Genomic DNA, 21,848 nt, shown 5'->3' on the forward strand with positions numbered 1-21,848 from the left:
CTCGAATACAGATATAAAAGAGAGATATAAGCAAGAACGTTATAAGTAGCCCTCACTTCTATGAATAGATAAGTATCAGCTACAGACGCATATCCACGTCTGATTTATTTAACACATACTTTAGGTCGTAAAGAACGTGCGTCTCTTTACCTAATTGACGGATAGCACCAACCCCCATAGTTTTGAACTCATTATGACCCACCGCTAAAATGATTGCATCATAATGACCAATCTTTGGTGCATCAATCAGGCTTAACCCATACTCATGTTGTGATTCTTCACTTGAGCACCATGGATCAACAATGTCTACATTAATGTTATACTCTTTAAGTTCCGAAACAATGTCTACTACTTTAGTATTGCGTAAGTCTGGGCAGTTTTCTTTGAATGTTAAGCCCATTACCAATACATTAGAACCTTCAACATGAATACGTTGCTTAAGCATCTTTTTAACCAACTCAGATACAACATACTTACTCATATTGTCATTGAGACGGCGACCAGCCAGAATCATTTCGGGGTGATAGCCTACAGTTTGCGCTTTATGAGTTAAATAATAAGGATCCACACCGATGCAGTGACCACCCACCAAACCTGGACGGAATGGTAAAAAATTCCATTTAGTTCCTGCAGCTTCTAGCACTTCTAATGTATCAATTCCTAATTTATTAAAGATAATGGATAACTCATTAATTAACGCAATATTGACATCTCGCTGAGTATTTTCAATGACCTTTGCAGCTTCCGCTACTTTAATGCTTGACGCCTTATGCGTACCGGCAACGATAATTGATTTGTATAACTGATCAACAAACTCGGCAATTTCCTCTGTTGAACCACTCGTAACTTTTAGAATATTAGTCACTCGATGCTCTTTATCACCTGGGTTGATACGTTCAGGTGAATAGCCGGCAAAAAAATCTTGATTAAACGTGAGACCAGAAATAGCCTCCACTACAGGCAAACATTCTTCCTCAGTTGCCCCTGGATACACCGTAGACTCATAAATGATGACGTCACCTTTACTGACAACCGTTCCAATTGCTTCAGATGCCTTAATTAACGGGGTTAGATCTGGCTGTTTATGCTCATCAATTGGTGTTGGTACAGTTACAATGTAAACATTGCATTGTTTTAGGTCTTCAAGAGAGGATGTATAGCTTAGGTACTCGGCTTCTAATAATTCTTTATCGCTGCATTCAAGCGTGCTATCACAACCTTGGGATAATTCATTAATTCGATCTCGATTAATATCAAACCCCACCGTTGTTGATTTTTTGCCAAACTCAACCGCAAGTGGAAGCCCAACATAACCTAAACCAATGATTGCAATTTTTGCGTTTTCTACTGAAAATTTCATAAGCCATGAACCTAATTGTTAATAATAATTCTACTCACAAGTCGACATCTACGTTAGTGAAAGAGTCAACTAATTCTAATTCATCACCAAAGCAACTCAGATATATTCAGCCACTGAAACACTTTTTGTTCACTTTGAGACAGTCTATTTTACACCATCCACTATAATGTATTGGCTTTACAGTTTTTCTGTAGCAAGCCCCAATAGGTGCTTAATAAATTATTTAGACTCTTTCCTAAATGCAAACCTAACCAATACAATCGCTACACCTAACATTCCACCCAACAACGCCCCTAACACGGCAACTAGTGCTCGTTTAGGTTTATCTCTGTTCAGTGGCATTTGGACATTATCAAGATATTGAAAGGTAGCAAACTCTATATCAGGGTTTATTTTTGTGTTGTTAATTAGCGTTAGTTTTGAGTCTATCTGCTGTAAACGCGGTTCAATAACACTCAGGTTTGATATAGTTTTTAACGCATTTATTTTTGCTTCAATAGCCGCACTTCCTAGGTTGATTGAAAAAATTTCTTTCTCGCCTAAGTTTTGCACAGGTGTATTTACCTTTGCTGCTTTCGCTATTTGCAGTGCGTACTCAGCTCGTTGAATTTCAACTTCAAGGTTTTGTTTCGCTTGTAAAGAAAGTGCATTCTTTTGCTGCAGTAACTCATTCTTTTTACTAATAATCGCTGCCTTAAGGTTCAACAAGGCATCACGCTGTACGATACCACTTATATAAGTAATATAGCTTTGTAACATATTATAACTATCAAGCTTTGTTGTTGCCTGAACCTTTAGTTCCATAATGTTTTTATTGCTTTTATCGGGTTGTGACGCAGTTAGTTTATTAAACCATTCATTATACAAACGACGTGTAGCTTCATCGGCATCGGCATCGGCATCCAACTTATTCTTGAAATCTTGAAAAAACGCATTGCTGTCTAAAAAATCACGTTTATTTTTATTCGACTCAAAAGCCATGACAAATGACTGAAATAGCTGTTGAGGCATAACCAAACCATCTAAATAGTTATCCACCAACATCGTACCGTCTTCTTGATAAACGTCAAAAACTGGTTGGTACTGCTTAACTTGAGACTGATATTCCGTGAAATCTTGAACTTGCGGCACTGCAATCTTCGCGCTACTGCTCCACCACTCTTGCGCCGTTAACGCGTAAGTAATAGCGCCTATCGTAAACACCAAGGTAGTAAAAATAATGATCAACTTCCCTCGCCAAAGAGCAATAAAAAGCTCTTTGAGATCGATTTCATCATTCTGTTCGTAAAAACTTGGAATTTGCGGATGTGGAGGATTTGGGTTGGATGACTGGTAATGGTTATTCACAAATTTCCCTTTTTCTGACATTTAGGCACGCTACCGCCCTTGGGTATGACCCCAATACAATAACACTTCATCTTGTGTAGTAGTTAGTCACTGCATTAATTGGCGAAATTGTACCTTAATCATACCAAAGTGGCGATAGTCAGATAGCGAGTTGTTAAACCACTCAGAATGAAGTCATTTTTACAGCCCGTTATTTTATCCAATCTAGACTCCATTTTTTTAACTGCACGGAATAATTGTGATGCAACCGACATATCAACAACAGCAATTGCTCACCCTGCAACCAGTTGGTACATCATCTATGCCACTCTTCCTAATACTTCTTGAAATGTTATACTTCCATGCAGCTAACATTTATTCAGGACAAATCTATGATCATCGTAACTGGCGGCGCTGGCATGATTGGCAGCAACATTATCAAAGCGCTAAATGAACAAGGCATTACTGATATTCTTGTTGTCGATAACTTAAAAAATGGGCGTAAATTCAAAAACCTAGTTGATCTGGACATTGCCGATTACATGGACCGAGACGATTTCTTGGTGCAGATCATGTCTGGTGAGGATTTCGGCCCTATTGAAGCGGCATTCCATGAAGGCGCTTGTTCTGCCACCACCGAATGGGACGGCAAGTATGTGATGCTTAATAACTATGAATATTCTAAAGAGCTACTGCACTACTGCTTAGAGCGCGACATTCCATTTTTGTATGCTTCATCAGCCGCAACCTATGGCGATACCGATACCTTCATTGAAGAAAAAGAGTATGAAGGTGCGCTGAATGTGTATGGCTATTCCAAGCAGCAGTTTGATAACTATGTGCGCCGTATTTGGCAAGAAGCACAAACACACGGTGAAACTCTTTCCCAAATTACCGGTTTTCGTTATTTCAATGTCTATGGCCCACGTGAACAGCACAAAGGCTCAATGGCTTCTGTTGCTTTTCATTTAAATAATCAAATGAATGCGGGTGAAAACCCGAAACTGTTTGCAGGTAGTGAAACCTTCCAGCGTGATTTCGTTTATGTGGGTGACGTTGCGGCTGTGAATTTATGGTTTATGAACAGCGGAGTATCCGGTATTTATAACTTGGGTACTGGCAATGCTGAATCTTTCCAAGAAGTAGCTAAAGCCGTTATCAAGTACCATGGTAAAGGTGAGGTTGAAACCATTCCATTCCCTGACCACTTAAAAGGTGCGTATCAAGAGTTTACTGAAGCTGATCTGACGAAATTACGCGCCGCTGGTTGCCAGCATCAATTTAAGACTGTGGCTGAAGGTGTGGCTGAGTATATGGCGTTGATTAATAAGTAGTGATGGCTGTTATTACCCTCCTAACCTCCCCCTAAAAGGGGGAGGAACTGGTAAACACCTCTCCCTAAAAAGCAGTAACGAATAGATCTATCCTCTCAATGGAAGACTAATATGGAGTGACGATTGGAAGAGGGCGGAATGAAAAATTGAGCATGTTTCTTAGACATATGGAAAGCATTGGCTGCTAACTCGTGGAGTATTGATGAATATATTAATGGCCTTATCTCAACTTGAGGTCACTGGGGCGGAGGTTTACGCCACTACCGTTGGTGATGAGCTGACAAAGCGTGGGCATAAGGTATTTTATGTTTCCGATACGCTAACAAAGCCTCACCAAGGGCTATTTTATAAACTCCGTTTTAATAAACGCAGTATTCCTCGCCGCTTTTGGCATGTGGGTTATCTTATTTATCTGATTAAGAAACACCATATCCAACTAGTGCATGCTCACTCTCGCGCCTCCAGTTGGAGTTGTCACATTGCTTGCAAATTAACAAATACGCCTATGGTCACCACAGTACATGGTCGTCAGCCTGTACACGCATCTCGTAAAAAATTTCACGCCATGGGTGACAAAGCACTACCGGTTTGTGAGGCCATTGAACAACAACTCATGACTGAATTGAATGTTCCACAAAGCTCGCTCGTCGTAAGCCGAAACGGCATTGAAACGCAAGAATTCACTTGGCAAAACGCTCCTCAAAATAGCAAACCCGTGGTCAGTATTATTGGTAGGTTAACCGGCCCCAAAGGGGATCTTTGCTATCGGTTGCTCGATGAGTGTTTAGACTCAGCAAAATACCAGATTCAGGTCATATCTGGCTCTAAAATTGAAGCGCGTTTTGATAAGTTTACTTCTGACGTTCACTTTCTTGGTTATTCACAAGATGTCGTCTCGATACTTGCTCAATCAGACTTAGTCATTGGGGCTGGCAGAGTGGCAATGGAATCTTTGCTGTGTGGACGGCCTACCCTGGCAATCGGTGAGGCAAGTGCAATTGGTATTGTCGATGACGATAATATCGCTGCGGCCATGGCAAGCAACTTCGGTGACATCGGGCCTAAAGATCTCGATATTGATTTTTCAAAAGTTAGTCAATATGTAGAACAAGGGTTAAAAACACCACACTGCTCGCCACAAGTCAGTGAGATAATTCAGCACAGCTACAGCTTAACCAATGTGGTCGATCAAATAGAAGATATTTATCAAACGGTTCATGTTGAAAAGCTGCGTAAAGAGATGCCGATTATTATGTATCATCGCTTTATTAAGGATGAAAGTGAAAAGGGCGTACATGGTACCTATCTGCATATTGACATGCTTGAAAAGCACTTCAACCTGCTAAAAAAAATGGGGTTTGAAACGCTAACCTTTAAAGATTTAGCGGATAAAGGGCTTATTCACCGCCTTGAATCAGGCAAGCGCTATATCATCTTAACGGTTGATGACGGGTATCAAGATAACTACGAATTGATGTTACCGCTATTACAAAAATACGGTTTTAAAGCGGTTGTCTATGTAGTAACGGGGGAGGATTTTAACCGTTGGGATGTTGAAGTACCGAGCAACCCAGAAAAACCAGTGCCTTTAATGTCTCGCAAGCAAGTCAAAGCATTACACGATTCAGGGCTGGTTGAAATTGGCGGCCATACAATGACTCATCCATTTCTCAGCAAACTCAGTGAATCTGAACAGCATAAAGAGATCTCACGTAATAAACTTGAACTCGAAGAGCTACTAGGTGAACAACTGGTTTCTTTTGCATACCCCTACGGCGATCATGATGAGCACTCAAAACAGCTCGTGCATCAATGTGGCTATCAATTTTCGGTTGCAACCAACAGCGGCCCATTGTTAATACATCAAGATCTATATCAAATTCGACGTATTGCTATATTCCCTAAAACCAATGTGTTTGGCCTATGGCGTAAAGTGCGCGGTAATTACACGTTTCGTAAATTAGGGAACTAACTATGGCGTGCAAATAATAACAACTTTAGTTTATTAACCGAAGCTCATACTAAGGGATTGAATATGTCTGGTTTCTCTTTTATAGAAAAATTGCGTAATAAAATTAGGATTAAACCGAACAATCATATTCAGGTTGGTCAAAATACTCGTATTCGTTATTGTAACATTCACGTCAATGGTAAAAATAATCACCTTATCATTCATGATGGTGCTAATTTAAAAGGCGTTTCAATTGAGTTGAATGGTGAAAACTGCACCTTAGAAATCGGGGCAAATTGTGTTATAGGGGGAAATTGCTTTTTCTCTTGCCGAGAACGTAATACTCAACTTGTTATCGGTGACAACTGTATGTTTTCACGTAATGTAAAGATAATGACCAGTGATGGCCATGATATATTGCGTGATGGGAAGCGTATCAATTTAGCTAAAAGTATTTATATCGGTTCACGAGTTTGGTTAGCCGATAACGTCACTGTATTAAAAGGCGTGTCAATTGGCAATGGTTCGATCGTTGGTATTAACTCAACAGTAACACATTCCGTTGCCGATAACTCAGTAGCAGCGGGTAATCCTGCTCGAGTTATCGCTGATTCTATAGTTTGGCAGGAAGAGTTAACTTTTTAAACTAACCGTTTATTCAATAAATATTTAAAACAACTCTTATCACAAAAGCCTGTTTTATTCTAACGCACAAGTAGATAATAATAAATATCATTTAAACAGATGGCGGATTTTTATCCTCTCCTATCTCTGAAAAACGGATCAACAAGCCACACAAGATCGTTAGTAAATAAATAAGATGTGTATGGTGCAAGGGAACATCAGTTAAACCGGCAAGTATAAGCATAATGAGCATGCTATTAACTAGTGGATTACCGATATATTTAACACCCGAACGAGTAAAATTAATGATTAAAGTAAAACAAAATAAAAGCATTACCAGAGTTCCCACTACCCCATAGCGGGCTAAAGAATCTAAATATTGATTATGTAAATGGGGCTGAATAGCTGCACCACGATTTTTCATACCGGAAATGCTGTCTTGCAAACTGTCATCCCCAAGACCAAAAATAGGGTCATCAACAATCACATCCAAACTATGCTTCCATAAGTCCAACCGAATACCGATAGAGGTATGATGGCTCCCTTTCTCTATCATCGAAATTTCGTATTGCGTCTGTTTAATCCGAGTATCAATTTCTTTCTCAAAAAATGCATAAAATAGCACCGAAATAACACATATTGAAAAACACCAAAAAATATAATGTTTAACGGTCGGCCTTACTGCAACAATCATCAAATAAAGAATCGCCACAGGTAAAAAGAGAATTACCCCTCGCACATCGGTCATGATGATGGCTGTCAACGAAAGCAAGCCGCCTATACCAGCAAGCGTTTTCAATATTTTATCTGATTGATTTAAAACAAAGTAAACGCAACACAACAAGAGAAAAGAAACATATAAAGCATAAGGTATCGGGTTTGTCGCAATGCCAACACGCGCAATGTTCATCACAAAATGTTCATACAACGCATTTAGCCCACAAATAACTGAAGCTAATGCAACAATGTAATAAATCCACTGGCGTGATATTTTATTCCACGGCACAAAAAGCAAATAAACCAAACTTGCAATTAACGTTCTAGGCAAAGAAAATTCATCACCACGGAAAAAATGATAGCCAGAGAAAATCACGATTATCAATAATCCAGAGATAAAAAAACCTCTTAACTCTGAATGCCAGTTTTCCCTAATTGCATGTCGATATCTCAACAGACAATAAATAGCAACTATTGGTATCAACCTTGAAAGAATAAATTTACTATCAGAGAAATTAAATATCACCATTAAAACAAACAATAAAGGTGATAATAAAAATAACTTTTCTATATGATTAATTATTTTGTTTTTTATAAGCATTATTAGCTAAAGCCATTTTTATTTTGCGATACAGTGAGTAAAATTCACGGGTAGGTTTTCTGTATAATGGAGCATTGGGTTGCCGTTCATTTTGAAACGTTGTCTCAAAGTATTGAGGATTTGCAACTACACTTGGTGAAAATAAGAATGAAGGCATCTGATGCAAATATAGTGACCCCATATAGTTATCAACAGGCATCGACCAGCGCTGTGAAAACTTAAGTAATTTCGTTGCTGCATCAGGAGAAAGTGCATAAGCTCTAGCGCCACCAAAATTATTACTTAGAAAATAAATATCGTAGTTATCTGCCTGTTCCTTCAAGAACAGCTGACTACGATCACAAGCTTCCTCCAATCTCAAAAATCCATATTCTTGAGTTTTAATTTTGATTAGATCAATAAACTGTATAAAGCAAGGTAATAGCTCTGCATCATCCTCTAAAATAATGATAGGCTCATTCAAGTCAACACTCTTTTGCCAGAGCAAATAATGGCTCGCATAGCAACCCATCTCCCCCTTTGAGGGCATTTTGCCACTGGTAAACCATAATCGCTTTGTGTAGTGATAATTGGCAAACAAAGGATGTGGAGGATCAACTCGACCATCAATCGCATCAAAGAACTCAAAGTCCAAGCCGTAATTAGCCATTTGTTGCTCAATTGATGCTCGTCTTTCTAGGCTGTTTTTAAGGCTAATGACGTAAATTTTCATCACAAAAACTCGAATTTCTATAATATGCTCGCCAATATGCTGCGCAATACTTATTCTCAGATTGAGGGGGATTAGAGCATATTTTACCTAATATTTGAATGCATTTGTTAACAGAAATTGAGTTTTATCAAACGAGTGCTGTGCTAGAATGGTCGTAAAATAAGAATGACGGTGAAAAATGAAGTTACTGATTGTGGGCCCTTCATGGGTAGGTGATATGGTGATGTCACAAAGTTTATATCAGCGCCTTAAGCAACAGCATCCTGATGTACAAATTGACGTTCTAGCCCCTGCTTGGTGCAAACCTATTTTGGAGCGCATGCCAGAAGTGAATTGCGCGATTGAAATGTCGATTGGGCACGGCGCTTTTAATCTTGCAGGTCGATGGGCGCTCGCCCAAGAGCTAAAACGCAACAATTACACTCATGCCTATGTCTTACCAAATTCGGCAAAATCAGCACTCATACCGCTATTTGCGGGTATTCCTTCTCGTACTGGCTGGAAGGGTGAGTTTCGCTACGGCTTACTTACTGATCTTCGCCCTAATCGTAAAGTGTTCCAGTATATGGTTGAACGCTATGTGGCTCTTGCTTATTCAAAAGAAAGCATGCTCGATGAAGTGCAGCTAGAAAACTGCCCTCACCCTTCTTTATTAGTTGATAGCAAAGCTCAGCAATATGCCATTTCAAGATTAGGCTTATCGACAACCAAACCAATTGTCGGTTTATGCCCAGGGGCTGAGTTTGGTCCGGCTAAAAGATGGCCTGACCACTATTATGCTCAAGTTGCACAACACGCTATTGAAAGCGGCTATCAAATCTGGCTTTTTGGCTCGACCAAGGATAGCAAAGTATGTGACCTCATTCGTTCAGCACTTAGCACCGAACAACAAAAATATGCCTTTAATCTAGCTGGACAAACCTCACTTGTTGAAGCTGTGGATCTGTTGGCTGCTTGCCATACCGTCATCAGTAATGATTCAGGATTAATGCATGTCTCCGCCGCCGTAGATTGTAATATCGTCGCAATTTATGGATCAAGCTCACCGCAATACACGCCACCGCTAACTGAGCGCTTAGAAATGGTGTATACCGATATTGAATGCCGCCCATGCTTTAAGCGAACCTGCCCATTAGGGCACTTAAATTGCCTAAATCAACTGCAACCGGTGCAAGTTATTCAAGCTTTAGATAGATTTATTGGAAAAGATTCATGAAACACCTCTGGTTTGAAAAAGGGGCTTATGCCTCGAAGGCCGCGCGCCAATACTTGAATGGTTATTTTAATCCTTTAGCGATCAAGAAAATTGCCGTCATTCGCCATGCTGCGCTCGGTGATCAAGTCATTGTGCGCCCCTTTTTGATTGAAGCTCGGAAGTTCTTCCCTCATGCAGAAATAACATTAGTCACCGTTTCAAACTACCTCTATGGAACACCAGCAGAGTTAGCGGATAAAACAGTGGTAATGAAAAGCCGTGAGGATTCAAAACACTTATCACTCAAGCAAAAATGGCAAGACTACAGCCAACTGGAAGAGCAAGATATTATATTTGATGTCGCTGGGACAAATCGCTCTTACTGGATGACATTACTGACTAAAGCAAAACTCAAAGTTGGCTTTCCTTACACGCCATTTTTATGTGGCACCTTGTATAACTTGGCAGTATTTCGCTCTGACTTTCAACCAGAAGTAGAATGCATGCTCGATATGCTTAAAATCCTTGGCCACAGCCCAAGCTATCCTCTCGATTTTGCCTACCCAGACAACAGGCAACTTTGTGATTTTGAGACACCTTACCTTGTCTATTTCAGTGGAGCTTCGCAGCTGAGAAAAATCTTATCTAAGCCTGAAATGCGTGCTGTCATCGAGCAAACTATTGAGCAGCAACCCAATGTAAAACATGTCTTCCTTGAGGGAAAAAATGAGTTTGAAAAAGGTGAGTATCTACAAGATCTTGCAAAGGCTGGAAAATTAACGATTCAGCCATGCTTACCTTTAGATGAATTAGTCACGTTTATTGCGAAAGCAACGTTAGTGATTGCTCCAGACACTGGCATACGCAATTTGGCCATATCGACCCACACACCAACTGTTGGTATTTTTTACGCTACCGTCCCTTTTCGTTATACACCATTGTATGAAACACATACGATCGTGATGAATGCTAATGGTGAAAAGCCTTCTACTGAGCAAATTACTGCAGCGATTACTGCCACGTTGAAACAGCGCTCGATAACCGAAAAAAACAGATAGGATCAATCAATATGAGCCAAGTAACTGTATTAATCGCCAACCGATTAATCCGCTTGACCGGGAATATTTTTAAAATGCTCGCTTACCCATTTCATTGGGTGTTTCCAAAATTGCGTTTTACCATTCCTGCCTATTCACCAGCAAAATGGACTCGTTCTAATCGCAGTGCTATTCCACGTACAATTTGGCAAACCAACTTTACCGATCAAGCCTCCCTACCCGTTTATATTAACTACTTATTTAATCGATTAATGTCGCTCAATTGTGACTATCGCTATGTAAGTACCGAAGCCCGTGGTGAGTATTTACGAACACACGCATCAACTGAAATCTATGATGCTTACATGCGGCTAACCAACGGCGCTGCTCAAGCCGATTTATGGCGTTTAGTAGTACTCAATAACGAAGGGGGCGTCTATATGGACATTGACGCAACTTTGGTATGGTCTCTCGATAAACTGATTGGCGATGAGCAACAAGCGGTTTACATAAAGATTGACAACAATACTCGTTTTACCAACTACTTTATCGCCTCAGCACCCAATAATAACGACCTCAGCCAAGCGATTGAAAAAGTACTGCATAACATTGAGAACTACGACCCTAAAATGGGCGTTTATTATTCAACCGGGCCTGGCGTATTTGATGAATTACTTAAAGGCAGAGAAGATCTTTGCACAAAAGATAGAAAATACGTTTGTATTCAAGGTAGTTTTACCAATGAACATTTTCAATATATAGATCGCCCTCGTTCGAAATGGACTCACATTAATCCGGATGATTTGGTAAAGAAAAAGGAACAGTAGAGTGGTGATTCGTGCTCTCTATACCTTACTTCTCTGTGTAGCTTCTCCTTTTTTAATGTGGGGCTTGTACAAAAAGCGGCCGGGCAAGCCGTGTGTTGGTGCTCGCTGGAAAGAGCATTTTGGCTTCACACCACCGCTTAAAACTAATCAATCCCCTATTTGGATCCACGCAGTATCGGTTGGAGAAACGCTTTCAGTTTCTCCACTGATAAAAGAACTCAAATCACAATATCCTGATCAGCCGATTGTTATTACCACCACAACCCCCACCGGTGCAGAACAAGCGGCTAAATTAAAAGAGCTTGCCGAGCATAGATACATGCCCTTTGACTTTTCTTTTGCCGTTCGTGGTTTTATAAAACGGATAAAGCCAAGCCAAATGCTGATCATGGAAACAGAGTTATGGCCAAACACATTACATACGGTTTCAAAAGCAGTTATTCCTATTACTGTTATTAATGCTCGCTTATCTGAACGCTCATGTCGACGGTATGCTAAATTTCAGCCGATTTTTAATTTACTAGCATCTAACTTAACGCGTGTACTTTGCCAATATCGAGATGATGCACAGCGCTTCATTCGACTCGGATTACCTGCTGACAAAGTGACAGTCACCGGTTCGATGAAGTTTGATATCAATATCGATCAACAAACCATAGAAAAAGGCCAGCAGTTAAGGCATCAACTAGGTAAAGAACGACCAATTTGGATTGCCGCAAGCACTCACCAAGGTGAAGATGAACAAGTGTTAGCCGCTCATGCAAAAGTACTTAAAGCACACCCTAGCGCACTGCTTATGCTTGTTCCGCGCCACCCTGAGCGATTTAATGCTGTTTTTGAGTTATGTAAAACACAATTTATGAGTGTGCGGCGAACTCAAACAGAGAATAAACTCGATCCAGAAGTACAGGTCTATCTAGCTGATACTATGGGGGAGATGCTAGTACTCATGGGATCTGCTGACATTTGCTTTATGGGCGGAAGCTTAGCGGGTGACAAAGTCGGTGGGCATAATTTACTCGAGCCAGCTGCGCTTGGTTTACCCATGTTGACTGGCCCAAGTTATTACAACTTCAGTGAAATCACTCAAGCCCTCAATCAAGCCGATGCTTGTGTGATCACACAAGATGCAGAGCAAATTGCACAAATGCTTTGTGAATGGTTCACTGATAACAAACAGCGTATTCATCGCGGCAAGCAGGGTTATCAAATCGTAGAACAAAACCGTGGCGCTCTTGCCAAAACACTTGAATATTTAGATTTATAAAGAGAATACTCTTAATGAAACGACTAATTGTTGATCTTGATGGGACACTAACTCAAGCCAATACTTCCGATTATAAAAACGTCCTACCGAGAATGGATGTGATTGAACAACTGCGCAATTATAAGCAAAAGGGGTTTGAGATTGTGATTTCAACGGCGCGTAATATGCGCACTTATGAAGGTAACGTCGGTAAAATCAATATCCATACTCTTCCTATCATTACTGAGTGGCTGGATAAACACCAAGTTCCGTATGATGAAATTTTAGTGGGCAAACCTTGGTGTGGGCACGACGGCTTTTATATTGATGATCGCGCCGTGCGCCCTACCGAATTTTCCTCAATGAGTTTGGAAGAGATCCACCAACTCTTCGAGAAGGAAAAATCATGTTCCTGATAATGTCTGGTGCCTACGTCGGGCAAGAATTGGAATCTGAATTTGGGCGTATTCCACCTAGCTTTCTACCTTTAGGCAATCGTCGCCTGTTTCAGCATCAAGTCGCTTTGGCACCACAAGGCTTAAAAGTCTATCTCTCTTTGCCTGAATCTTATGCTATCTCAGAAATCGACAGTCAGTGGCTTGAACAGCATCAGGTGACGATTATCGCTACGCCTGATGGACTGAGCCTTGGCGCTTCTTTGGTTGCTGCACTCAATATTAGTGGCCACTCACTTAATGCACCACTGCACATCCTCTACGGTGATACGCTTTTTAACCAACTTCCTGTTGGAGATGATATTGTCAGCGTTTCCACCGCGAAAGACAGTTATAACTGGGCCGTATTGACTAATGATGAAGTTGATTGGCTACAAGATGCCAACACTCCAATGAATAGCGAAAGTCAGCGGATTATCGATGGCTACTTTAAATTCAGCCGCCCACGTGAACTAGTTCGCAGTATTACACAGAGTGAGTGGCAATTTATTGCTGGTCTTAACCGCTATCATAAAAACGTAGGCTTAAGTGCCGTCAACTCGATTGGCTGGCTCGATTTTGGTCATGTGAATACTTACTATCATTCCAAAGCTGAATTCACAACTCAGCGCGCCTTTAATGAGCTCACTATAACCGCCAAATGGATTGAAAAATCGAGCATAAAGAACCAAAAAATAGCTGCTGAAGCTTACTGGTTTGACAATCTGCCGATGACAATGCGTGGTTTCATCCCACAATATTTAGGTAGTCAAAACAGCGAGGGGAAAATTTCCTATCGCTTAGAATATCTCTACCTCACTGCGCTGAATGAGTTATTCGTTTTTTCCAAGCTGCCGAGTCAAATCTGGCAAAAAATCTTAGCCAGCGCGGTGGAGTTTTTAAGCCTGTGCCTTGAGCAACCTACCGAGCCGAATGATCCCATCAATACTCTCGACATACTGTTTGCCGATAAAACCACTCTACGCCTTAACGAATTCTGTGCATCGCGACGCATCACGTTAGAAAAAAAGTGGCAATTTGCAGGACAAGATGTCTCGCTCGCGCAAATTCTGCGCGATAGCCAAAAACATCTGCCTAATGGAGAACCCTTACTGGGCGTCTTGCACGGTGATTTTTGCTTTAGCAATATTTTGTATGACTTCCGAGCCAACAAAATTAAAACGATCGACCCTAGAGGGATGACGCCTGACGGGCAGAAAACACTGTATGGTGATATCCGCTACGATTTAGCTAAGCTGAGTCATTCAATTCTTGGTTTGTATGATTGGATTATTGCCGGTTACTACCATGTTGAGATTGGCGACAAAGCGATCGAATTAAAGATTGCAGAGCAGAGCCAACATAAAGAGACGCAGCAAGGCTTTATCGAACTAATTGAACAGACTTTTGGCCTCACGGCGAAAAATCTCTACGCGATGCAAATTCAACTTTTCTTATCGATGTTGCCTTTGCATGCCGATGATCGCCGTCGCCAAGATGCCTTGTTTGCTAATGCGTTCCGTCTCCATCAAATTTTATTGAGGCTTGATCAATGATTGTGATCCCAATGGCGGGAATGAGTTCTCGCTTCTTTAAAGCCGGTTATACCCAGCCCAAATATATGCTTGAAGCCCACGGTCAAACCCTGTTTGAACACTCGGTCAGCAGCTTTGCTGCGTATTTTGCTAACACTCCGTTTCTGTTCATTGTGCGCAATGTTTACGACACCGCAGCGTTTGTGCGCGAAAAAGCCTCTCAGCTTGGCATTAAACAGTTTTACATTGCTGAATTGCATACAGAAACTCGCGGCCAAGCCGAAACGGTGACTTTAGGGTTAGAGGAATTAGCAAAGCAAGGCGTGGACTATCAAGGATCGATCACGGTGTTTAACATCGACACATTCCGCCCGAATTTTGTATTCCCTGACATTAGCCAACACAGTGATGGCTACCTAGAAGTGTTTCAGGGCAGCGGTAACAATTGGTCTTTCGCCAAACCAGAACATACCGGAAGCACCAAAGTGATCCAGACCGCGGAGAAAAACCCGATTTCCGATCTCTGTAGTACCGGGCTTTATCACTTCAATCGTAAAGAAGATTACTTGGAGGCGTATCGTGAATACGTTGCCAGACCTAGCCAAGAATGGGAGAGAGGCGAGCTATACATTGCACCGCTCTACAATTTACTCATTCAAAATGGGTTGAATATTCACTACCACTTGATCGCACGCCATGAGGTCATTTTTTGTGGCGTACCAGATGAATACACGGACTTTTTGAGGCAACCACAACCATGATCAAGATTGATGATGAAGCGATCACCTTTGTTGTGCAGGGGCCAGTGCAAGCCAGTGCCAGTCGCCAGCAAATCGCTGGCATCACAGAGCAATGTTTGAACTCCATACGTCGCTTTTTTCCTAAATCGACCATCATTCTGTCGACTTGGAAAGGGCAGCCGTTGGATGGCCTTGATTACGACCAAGTGTTGGAATTGGATGATCCCGGCTCAAATACCGTTTTTTATGACGGTCAGCCGCTCAAACTCAATAATAACCGTCAGATGTACAGTACCCACATGGGGCTGAAAGCGGTAAAAACGCCTTATGCGGTTAAGCTACGCACCGATAACCTGCTGACAGGTCGCCAATTTGTTGAGCTGTATGAACAATATGCCGATGTCCCCAGAGCACAGAATTATCAATTTTTGACTCAGCGGGTACTCACCAGCAGCACGTTTTTTATTTCGAGTCACTATGGGCATCCGGTTCATTTTCATAAAAGCGATCTGTTTGACTTTGGCCTGACCCGAGATCTCCTGACCATTTGGTCTGATCGCTGGATACCAGAATTACACTTTACGCTTAAGCCGGGCTACAAAGCACGCCACCCAGCAACAGAGCAAGTTTTATGTCTGAATTGGATCTCAGCGCTACTCGGTGAAGAGCACCATATCGAGAGTAAAACCTGCGATCATGCAGGGTTAGGTGAAGAGTTTTGGCCACAGTTTATAGCGAATAACTTACTGATTGATGGCCCAGAAAAACTGGGATTAGATGTGACTGAACGTTTCTATCAGCGAGGTAATCTAGCACTTGAGTATGATTTAAAAGATTGGCTGTATCTTAACCAAATAACATCAATCCCACGTGATAAGAAACGTCTGTACCGTTACTATAAAAATCAAGTTGGCCGTATACTTAAAAAGATCCATTCTTTGATTTAAATATCACTCTCTGACTTTAATAACAATAGGGGTTAACATTTTCCTTAATTTGAGTCTAACTCCTTTTTTCAAAGTCTTAATCATGAATGAAAAATACCAAAAAAATTTAAATTTCAATGGAGTACTTTTAGTTTTTAAAAATTCTTTTTCATATAACCACTTCCATCTTTGAAACGTAATAAAATCGTAGGGATAGCCATTTGACTGTTGAAGGCGTTTTGGTACCTCTAATCCAAGTTCATCTCCGTCAACAATGATAAGATTATTGATCATAAAATTATATGACTGTTGCCGCGCAAAATGGTCACCATGTTCATCTGTTAATTCATCAGGATATAGCTTCCTTGCGGCATGGCTCCAAATCTTCTGTTCTACATTGACGCTATCATTTGGATAATGTTTGTGCTGTTTTTTACCACTCAACGCTGATTGGAAATCATAATCACTATACATATGACAATCCCATACTTTAAGTAGATCTTCCACCTCACCAAATTGGAAAAAATCAGAGAAGAAAAAAGGTACATGTAACCCCCTCTCAAACTCCTTCGCAAAATAATTAGAACAAACAAGCCGATTATTCAGTATTGCATAATTATCTCTGCGTAAAGGGAATTGCTCAAACAGTTCTAACATCCTTGTTTTGTTTAATATATTGTCAGCTCTCAATTTCGCAGCAAATTTAGTTTTAACATGACGTAATCCAGAAACAGTTGACACAATTTGCCTATTTATATTGATAGGTATAGGATCGTTTTGTTTGCTATACACAAATACCGTAGAACCTGGATCTTTGTTATAAATAATGAGATCAGCTTCAATATCTTGTGTATTTTCTCCTTCCCAAGTGGATATGATAATTTGGCAGCCGGGGAAAATTGATCGTAAACGTTGAACAGATATTGAGGTAATAGACGGAGCAATAGGTCCTTGAATAACGAATGTAATCTGCTCGAATAGCATATTTTTACTCTTCATTTTAGCACTTAGAAATAATGTGAAAAGCTTCAGGAATCCAATGAATCCCTCGCTTACGGACCTCTTTCTCAAACGATCGCTTCAATCTATCTAAATTTCCTTTCTTCCAGCTCTCGCCTTGTTGCTGGCAACACTTATCAAAATCAATAATCCATACCTTCTCTTGGCCATCAATCAAGATGTTATGGATATTGAGATCGGTGTGATTGACTTGCGCATCATGCATTTTGCGAATTTCTAGGCCTATTTTTTCATACATTTCAGTCGGTAATGGACGTTCTTGTAAAATAGACACCAGATCGCGGGCATTCGGGATTTTCTCGCTGAGTAAATCTGCCTGATAACAAAAAGTGCGCTTTACTGCTCGCGCTGCAATCGGGCGTGGAACATTCACCCCAGCCTCTCTCAGTGTATTGAGTAATTCGAATTCTTGAAAACTGCGAGTTTTCTGCCAACCTGAAAAAAGGTAGTGGTCACTCACTAACTTACCGAATAATCCACCACGCTTATAGTGGCGTAGTGCTGCTTCTATTTTTTCAGCTTTTACAAACCATGTCGTTCCGCGTCCCGTTGCACTACCTGTGACGCTACCAGCCTGCTGCCAAAACTCAGGGTTAAAACAGTGGAGCGGATCTTCAACTAGCAAATGCTCGTCATACCAAATTGTTTGATTCTCTTTTTTCAGCGTTTTCATCGTTTCACTTTTTAATGACGAGATTGAATGTGCTTCATCATGCTTGTTTGGTATTTTACATTTATCGGCGCTATCTGCATAATTCTTACTAACTTTCTCTATACCGATGTCACTTATGGCTCTCTTTTCTTCTGCTCCACGCTCAATTTGTGTGTTGCGTCTGTCGGCGATTGGCGATGTGTGCAATGCAGTGGCCGCCGTGCAAGCAATTCAACACCAATGGCCTGAAACTCATATCACGTGGATCACTGGAAAACTGGAAGCGCAGTTACTCACTGATTTGCCTAATATAAACGTGGTTATATTCGACAAAAAACAGGGATGGAAAGCATATCAAAAACTGTGGGCAGAACTTAAAGGGCAATCCTTCGATGCGCTTTTGCATATGCAGTATGCCTTTCGTGCCAGTATTGCCACTCTGGGTATTAAAGCTAAATATAAACTCGGTTTTGATGCCGCCCGCAGCCAAGATTTCCAGCACCTATTTACTAATGTAAAAGTGGTATCGCCTCAAGCGCCTCATGTATTAGATGGCTTACTCGCGTTTGCTGAATGCCTTGGAGTCAGAGAGCTAGAACCTAAGTGGTCACTCACTTATTCAGATTCCGATCATCAATGGGCCAAGCAGCAACTTGCACATTCAAAGCGTAATTTAGTCGTGGTTCCTGCCGCGAGTAAGGCTTATAAAAATTGGACCGCTGAAGGCTATGTAGAAGTGATAACGCATGCTCAACAACTTGGTTGGCATATCATTTTAGCCGGTAGCCCTGCGCAAATTGAAGTTGATCTAGCAGCCGAAATAGCGAGTAAACTTACTCAGCCGGTACTCAATGTCGTTGGTAAAAGCCAGCTTAAAGAGATGTTGGCACTGCTCGACTTAGCCGATTTAGTGATAGCGCCAGATACAGGCCCAGCGCACATGGCCAATGCAATGAATACTCCCGTTATCGGTTTATACGCTCACCATAATCCGCAGCGCACAGGGCCTTATCAGTATCGTGATTATGTGGTGTCGGCTTATGATGAAGCACTGTTTGCCGAAACAGGAAAAACGAAAGAGCAAGTCAGTTGGCGTACTCGCGTCAAAGATGAACAAGCGATGCAGCGCATTCAAGCAAGCCATATTATCCAAATGTTTGATAAGATAACGGCTGATTTTCAGCTAAACCCAATATCCGAGGAATGAATGTGAGCAAACCTACTTTAGCCGTTGCGCTGATCGTTAAAAATGAAGCGCAACATCTGCAAGCTTGCTTGGAAACCGTTCACCAATGGGTAGATGAAATCGTCGTCTTAGATTCAGGTAGCAGTGATAATACCGAAGAGATTGCACGCCGTTATACTGACAAGTTTTTTGTCAATTCGCAGTGGCCTGGGTTTGGCTCACAGCGCCGCTTAGCGCAGTCGTATATCGAGTCTGATTATGTGTTGTGGCTAGATGCCGATGAACGCGTGACCAAAGAGTTAAAAGATAGCATTCAGCGAGCGGTCACCGCTAATAAAGCCAATACACTGTATCAATTTGCCCGTTTAAGTTGGGTTTTTGGCCGCTATATTCGCCACTGTGGTTGGTATCCTGATCGCGTGTTGCGCCTCTACCCAACTCAATTAACGCAATATAACGAGGCTTTGGTGCATGAAAAAGTCGAAGTCGCAGATGGCATGAAAGTCGAGAATCTTGCAGGTGATGCGATTCACTACACCTATAACGATATTCATCATTATTTAGTTAAATCCGCAGGTTATGCCAAGGCATGGGCAGAGCAACGAGAAAAACGTGGTAAAAAAAGCAGCATTAGCCAAGGTATTTTGCATGCGTTTGGCTGCTTTTTGAAAATGTACGTTTTAAAAGCAGGCTTTTTAGATGGTAAGCAAGGCTTCTTGCTTTCTTTATTATCGGCGCACTCAACCTTTGTTAAATACGCCGATTTATGGGTTAGAACCAGTACTGAGCCGCCCAAGGGTTAAGTTCAGCTAACACCGCATTAATATCAATGCGACTCATATCGGCCTGAGTTTCTTTGTCTTTTGCTTGTGGTGGACAAAAAGCGATATGGCGACCTTGTGAATTCAATGGTCGCCAACGCAGTGGCGTGGCTGAACGTTTGGCGGGGAAAAAGCCAACTGTGGGCACATCAATCGCAGCAGCGATATGCAAAGGCCCGGTTGAACCTGCAATAAAAATATCAGCGCAAGCAATCGATCGTGAGAAATCAACAAGTCCTTCATTTTTATCATACAGTACCGCTCGCCCGCCCTTTTCTTCAATCAAAGCTTTTAACTGCGCGGCTTTCGCCTCTTCTCCCGGCCCGGCAGTAAGGATAATTTCTTGCTTGCCATCAATCCCCATCACTAACTGCGTGTATTGCTCTAGCGACAAATTATTCGCTGAACCGCCGCTTCCGGCATGAACAAACACCCACGGTTTACTTATATCGAGATGAAGTTGCGCAGCCAGTTTGCTTTTTTGTTCAGCAAGCATCGCTTGGTCAAATTGCAAATAAGGTGCGCTCGGCTCGACAACCTCTTTGCCAATATCATGCAAAAAAGCGCGTACCAAATCTAAGTTATACTCATATTCTGGTTTGGCTGATTGAGAGCGTTTTTGCTTAATTCGTTTGTTGTAAAAAATTTGAGCGAATTTAGTCGCCGGCGCTAAACGATAAGGAATACGAGATTTCCAAACTAATAGTGCATTGTAAGTGGTCGAGAAGAGGTTGATCGAGGCATCAAAGTGTTGCTGTTTAATCGCTTGAATACATTGTTTTTTCTGCGCAGAGGACGCGTGTTCCGTTGGGTCGACCATCACCGCATCAATCCACGGGCAAAGCTCGGCCAGCGCGACGGTATAGCTAGGGACTAACGCGGTAATATGGCAATCTGGCAACGAGGCTTTTAGCATCGCAAAACTTGGCCAAGCCAGCATGAAATCACCAATTTTATCGTTACGGATCACCAACAAATTGTTCATCGTCTCTTCTCTCACTCGCTAAGTGTCACAGTTTAATGCGGGCTACATCATACCGAGTTCAATAGGTAATTTTGAGTCTTTTTGTTAATATCAGTGCCAGTTAACCAATATGAGCCTTCCAATGTGAGCCAAAAAAGAATTTCGCGTGTGATTTATCCCGGCACTTTTGACCCCATCACCAATGGTCATTTGGATCTGATCGAACGCGCCGCCAATATGTTTGATGAAGTGATCATCGCCGTCGCCGCCAGCCCAAGCAAAAACACCATGTTTACTCTGCAGGAACGGGTCGCCTTTGCCAGCGCCGTCACTCAACATTTAGAGAATGTCACTGCCAAAGGATTTGCTGGGTTAATGGTCGATTTTGCGCGTGATGAAAAAGCCAATGTGCTGATCCGCGGTTTGCGTACTACGGTTGACTTCGAGTATGAATTTGGTTTGACCAACATGTACCGCCGTTTGATGCCAGGGCTGGAAAGTGTGTTTCTTACGCCATCAGAGGAGCATGCGTTTATCTCCTCCACCATTGTGCGAGAAGTGGCGATTCATGGTGGAGAAGTTGATCAATTTGTTCCTGACATTGTCGCTAACGCCTTGCATGGCAAGAAAATATAGCCTT

General features: G+C 41.6%; 21 protein-coding genes. 14 read left to right on the plus strand and 7 right to left on the minus strand.

From position 1 onward, the window contains the following. Positions 1-79: 79 nt before the first annotated feature. Positions 80-1,360 carry a Vi polysaccharide biosynthesis UDP-N-acetylglucosamine C-6 dehydrogenase TviB gene (gene tviB, locus DD616_RS06500; RefSeq protein ID WP_088732954.1) on the minus strand — a complete coding sequence of 427 codons (1,281 nt, stop codon included), beginning with the start codon at positions 1,358-1,360 and terminating at the stop codon, positions 80-82. A gap of 219 nt (positions 1,361-1,579) precedes the next feature. After that, positions 1,580-2,728: an LPS O-antigen chain length determinant protein WzzB gene (locus DD616_RS06505; RefSeq protein WP_231140406.1), complete on the minus strand. Its 1,149-nt coding sequence runs from the start codon at positions 2,726-2,728 to the stop codon at positions 1,580-1,582. Positions 2,729-3,078: 350 nt separating this feature from the next. On the opposite strand from DD616_RS06505, the gene rfaD reads away from it, so the two are divergent. The 3 genes from rfaD (at position 3,079) to DD616_RS06520 (ending at position 6,616) form a co-directional block, all read left to right on the plus strand. Beyond that, positions 3,079-4,020 (plus strand): ADP-glyceromanno-heptose 6-epimerase, encoded by a 942-nt coding sequence (gene rfaD, locus DD616_RS06510; RefSeq protein WP_208872087.1) that lies wholly within the window; start codon positions 3,079-3,081, stop codon positions 4,018-4,020. A 202-nt stretch (positions 4,021-4,222) separates the two neighbouring features. After that, positions 4,223-5,992 carry a bifunctional glycosyltransferase family 4 protein/polysaccharide deacetylase gene (locus DD616_RS06515; protein WP_208872088.1) on the plus strand — a complete coding sequence of 590 codons (1,770 nt, stop codon included), beginning with the start codon at positions 4,223-4,225 and terminating at the stop codon, positions 5,990-5,992. A 63-nt stretch (positions 5,993-6,055) separates the two neighbouring features. Then, on the plus strand, positions 6,056-6,616 hold the full coding sequence (locus DD616_RS06520; protein ID WP_208872089.1) for an acyltransferase: 561 nt from the start codon (positions 6,056-6,058) through the stop codon (positions 6,614-6,616). 91 nt (positions 6,617-6,707) lie between these two features. Here the strand turns inward: DD616_RS06520 and DD616_RS06525 are convergent, their stop codons facing one another. Further along, positions 6,708-7,913 (minus strand): O-antigen ligase family protein, encoded by a 1,206-nt coding sequence (locus DD616_RS06525; protein WP_208872090.1) that lies wholly within the window; start codon positions 7,911-7,913, stop codon positions 6,708-6,710. Then, positions 7,888-8,625: a glycosyltransferase family 25 protein gene (locus DD616_RS06530; RefSeq protein ID WP_208872091.1), complete on the minus strand. Its 738-nt coding sequence runs from the start codon at positions 8,623-8,625 to the stop codon at positions 7,888-7,890. Before DD616_RS06530 ends, DD616_RS06525 begins: the two co-directional genes overlap by 26 nt. 178 nt (positions 8,626-8,803) lie before the next feature. Between DD616_RS06530 and waaF the strand changes: the two genes are divergently transcribed. Genes waaF through DD616_RS06570 form a run of 8 tightly spaced genes read left to right on the plus strand, consistent with a single transcriptional unit; the run spans position 8,804 to position 16,586 of the window. Further along, positions 8,804-9,841 carry a lipopolysaccharide heptosyltransferase II gene (waaF, locus tag DD616_RS06535; RefSeq protein ID WP_088732959.1) on the plus strand — a complete coding sequence of 346 codons (1,038 nt, stop codon included), beginning with the start codon at positions 8,804-8,806 and terminating at the stop codon, positions 9,839-9,841. Continuing rightward, complete coding sequence (locus DD616_RS06540) at positions 9,838-10,878, plus strand: glycosyltransferase family 9 protein (protein WP_088732960.1); 1,041 nt, start codon at positions 9,838-9,840, stop codon at positions 10,876-10,878. Before waaF ends, DD616_RS06540 begins: the two co-directional genes overlap by 4 nt. An 11-nt stretch (positions 10,879-10,889) precedes the next feature. Further along, positions 10,890-11,684 carry a glycosyltransferase family 32 protein gene (locus DD616_RS06545; protein ID WP_161439605.1) on the plus strand — a complete coding sequence of 265 codons (795 nt, stop codon included), beginning with the start codon at positions 10,890-10,892 and terminating at the stop codon, positions 11,682-11,684. A 1-nt stretch (position 11,685) separates the two neighbouring features. Beyond that, entirely contained in the window at positions 11,686-12,951 is a 1,266-nt protein-coding gene (gene waaA, locus DD616_RS06550; RefSeq protein WP_208872092.1) for a lipid IV(A) 3-deoxy-D-manno-octulosonic acid transferase, read from the plus strand. Positions 12,952-12,965: 14 nt separating this feature from the next. Further along, a complete protein-coding gene (locus DD616_RS06555; protein ID WP_088732963.1) occupies positions 12,966-13,346 on the plus strand; it encodes an HAD-IIIC family phosphatase in 381 nt (126 codons plus the stop codon). Further along, positions 13,337-14,920 carry an aminoglycoside phosphotransferase family protein gene (locus tag DD616_RS06560; RefSeq protein ID WP_208872093.1) on the plus strand — a complete coding sequence of 528 codons (1,584 nt, stop codon included), beginning with the start codon at positions 13,337-13,339 and terminating at the stop codon, positions 14,918-14,920. Before DD616_RS06555 ends, DD616_RS06560 begins: the two co-directional genes overlap by 10 nt. After that, entirely contained in the window at positions 14,917-15,660 is a 744-nt protein-coding gene (locus DD616_RS06565) for a glycosyltransferase family 2 protein (RefSeq protein WP_208872094.1), read from the plus strand. Before DD616_RS06560 ends, DD616_RS06565 begins: the two co-directional genes overlap by 4 nt. Then, a complete protein-coding gene (locus DD616_RS06570; protein ID WP_129532048.1) occupies positions 15,657-16,586 on the plus strand; it encodes a WavE lipopolysaccharide synthesis family protein in 930 nt (309 codons plus the stop codon). Before DD616_RS06565 ends, DD616_RS06570 begins: the two co-directional genes overlap by 4 nt. A 3-nt stretch (positions 16,587-16,589) precedes the next feature. Here the strand turns inward: DD616_RS06570 and DD616_RS06575 are convergent, their stop codons facing one another. Further along, positions 16,590-17,549 (minus strand): WavE lipopolysaccharide synthesis family protein, encoded by a 960-nt coding sequence (locus DD616_RS06575; RefSeq protein ID WP_161437790.1) that lies wholly within the window; start codon positions 17,547-17,549, stop codon positions 16,590-16,592. A gap of 16 nt (positions 17,550-17,565) precedes the next feature. Next, complete coding sequence (locus tag DD616_RS06580; protein ID WP_208872095.1) at positions 17,566-18,258, minus strand: 3-deoxy-D-manno-octulosonic acid kinase; 693 nt, start codon at positions 18,256-18,258, stop codon at positions 17,566-17,568. Positions 18,259-18,373: 115 nt separating this feature from the next. On the opposite strand from DD616_RS06580, the gene DD616_RS06585 reads away from it, so the two are divergent. Both DD616_RS06585 and DD616_RS06590 read left to right on the plus strand, forming a co-directional pair. Continuing rightward, entirely contained in the window at positions 18,374-19,444 is a 1,071-nt protein-coding gene (locus DD616_RS06585; protein ID WP_208872096.1) for a glycosyltransferase family 9 protein, read from the plus strand. Next, entirely contained in the window at positions 19,441-20,226 is a 786-nt protein-coding gene (locus DD616_RS06590) for a glycosyltransferase family 2 protein (protein WP_208872097.1), read from the plus strand. The genes DD616_RS06585 and DD616_RS06590 overlap by 4 nt, the downstream gene beginning before the upstream one ends. Here DD616_RS06590 and DD616_RS06595 read toward each other — a convergent pair. After that, positions 20,195-21,229, minus strand: coding sequence for a glycosyltransferase family 9 protein (locus DD616_RS06595; protein WP_208872098.1), 1,035 nt, complete (start codon positions 21,227-21,229; stop codon positions 20,195-20,197). The two genes, DD616_RS06590 and DD616_RS06595, sit on opposite strands and share 32 nt — an antisense overlap. 123 nt (positions 21,230-21,352) lie before the next feature. Here DD616_RS06595 and coaD point away from each other — a divergent pair, with 123 nt between their 5' ends. Then, positions 21,353-21,844: a pantetheine-phosphate adenylyltransferase gene (gene coaD / locus DD616_RS06600; RefSeq protein WP_026028196.1), complete on the plus strand. Its 492-nt coding sequence runs from the start codon at positions 21,353-21,355 to the stop codon at positions 21,842-21,844. Positions 21,845-21,848: the final 4 nt, after the last annotated feature.

It is taken from the genome of Vibrio anguillarum (assembly GCF_003390515.1).
In the GTDB taxonomy this organism is placed as follows: Bacteria; Pseudomonadota; Gammaproteobacteria; order Enterobacterales; family Vibrionaceae; genus Vibrio; species Vibrio anguillarum.